Here is a 1,785-nt window from a genome sequence, read left to right as displayed (position 1 = left end):
TTCATGACCAAAATCCCTTAACGTGAGTTTTCGTTCCACTGAGCGTCAGACCCCGTAGAAAAGATCAAAGGATCTTCTTGAGATCCTTTTTTTCTGCGCGTAATCTGCTGCTTGCAAACAAAAAAACCACCGCTACCAGCGGTGGTTTGTTTGCCGGATCAAGAGCTACCAACTCTTTTTCCGAAGGTAACTGGCTTCAGCAGAGCGCAGATACCAAATACTGTCCTTCTAGTGTAGCCGTAGTTAGGCCACCACTTCAAGAACTCTGTAGCACCGCCTACATACCTCGCTCTGCTAATCCTGTTACCAGTGGCTGCTGCCAGTGGCGATAAGTCGTGTCTTACCGGGTTGGACTCAAGACGATAGTTACCGGATAAGGCGCAGCGGTCGGGCTGAACGGGGGGTTCGTGCACACAGCCCAGCTTGGAGCGAACGACCTACACCGAACTGAGATACCTACAGCGTGAGCTATGAGAAAGCGCCACGCTTCCCGAAGGGAGAAAGGCGGACAGGTATCCGGTAAGCGGCAGGGTCGGAACAGGAGAGCGCACGAGGGAGCTTCCAGGGGGAAACGCCTGGTATCTTTATAGTCCTGTCGGGTTTCGCCACCTCTGACTTGAGCGTCGATTTTTGTGATGCTCGTCAGGGGGGCGGAGCCTATGGAAAAACGCCAGCAACGCGGCCTTTTTACGGTTCCTGGCCTTTTGCTGGCCTTTTGCTCACATGTTCTTTCCTGCGTTATCCCCTGATTCTGTGGATAACCGTATTACCGCCTTTGAGTGAGCTGATACCGCTCGCCGCAGCCGAACGACCGAGCGCAGCGAGTCAGTGAGCGAGGAAGCGGAAGAGCGCCTGATGCGGTATTTTCTCCTTACGCATCTGTGCGGTATTTCACACCGCAATGGTGCACTCTCAGTACAATCTGCTCTGATGCCGCATAGTTAAGCCAGTATACACTCCGCTATCGCTACGTGACTGGGTCATGGCTGCGCCCCGACACCCGCCAACACCCGCTGACGCGCCCTGACGGGCTTGTCTGCTCCCGGCATCCGCTTACAGACAAGCTGTGACCGTCTCCGGGAGCTGCATGTGTCAGAGGTTTTCACCGTCATCACCGAAACGCGCGAGGCAGCTGCGGTAAAGCTCATCAGCGTGGTCGTGAAGCGATTCACAGATGTCTGCCTGTTCATCCGCGTCCAGCTCGTTGAGTTTCTCCAGAAGCGTTAATGTCTGGCTTCTGATAAAGCGGGCCATGTTAAGGGCGGTTTTTTCCTGTTTGGTCACTGATGCCTCCGTGTAAGGGGGATTTCTGTTCATGGGGGTAATGATACCGATGAAACGAGAGAGGATGCTCACGATACGGGTTACTGATGATGAACATGCCCGGTTACTGGAACGTTGTGAGGGTAAACAACTGGCGGTATGGATGCGGCGGGACCAGAGAAAAATCACTCAGGGTCAATGCCAGCGCTTCGTTAATACAGATGTAGGTGTTCCACAGGGTAGCCAGCAGCATCCTGCGATGCAGATCCGGAACATAATGGTGCAGGGCGCTGACTTCCGCGTTTCCAGACTTTACGAAACACGGAAACCGAAGACCATTCATGTTGTTGCTCAGGTCGCAGACGTTTTGCAGCAGCAGTCGCTTCACGTTCGCTCGCGTATCGGTGATTCATTCTGCTAACCAGTAAGGCAACCCCGCCAGCCTAGCCGGGTCCTCAACGACAGGAGCACGATCATGCGCACCCGTGGGGCCGCCATGCCGGCGATAATGGCCTGCTTCTC

The 1,785-nt window shown here is 54.5% G+C and carries 2 protein-coding genes; one reads left to right on the top strand and one right to left on the bottom strand.

Annotation, left to right across the window (positions count from 1 at the left end):
* Window positions 1–1,092 precede the first annotated feature (1,092 nt).
* A complete protein-coding gene (locus R0J92_RS21320) occupies window positions 1,093–1,284 on the bottom strand; it encodes a Rop family plasmid primer RNA-binding protein (RefSeq protein WP_000165985.1) in 192 nt (63 codons plus the stop codon).
* A gap of 31 nt (window positions 1,285–1,315) precedes the next feature.
* Here R0J92_RS21320 and R0J92_RS21315 point away from each other — a divergent pair, with 31 nt between their 5' ends.
* Complete coding sequence (locus R0J92_RS21315; protein WP_000538659.1) at window positions 1,316–1,684, top strand: hypothetical protein; 369 nt, start codon at window positions 1,316–1,318, stop codon at window positions 1,682–1,684.
* The last annotated feature ends 101 nt before the right edge of the window (window positions 1,685–1,785 follow it).

It is taken from the genome of Tritonibacter sp. SIMBA_163, from assembly GCF_046535935.1.
Classification (GTDB): Bacteria; Pseudomonadota; Alphaproteobacteria; order Rhodobacterales; family Rhodobacteraceae; genus Epibacterium; species Epibacterium scottomollicae.
Note: the sequence above shows the minus strand (reverse complement) of the source record. Positions and strands in the feature narration are given on the sequence as shown.

Excerpts from the sequence above, each read along its gene's own strand:
- R0J92_RS21315 (WP_000538659.1), top strand. The coding sequence starts at position 1,316 with ATGGGGGTAATGATACCGATGAAACGAGAGAGGATGCTCACGATACGG.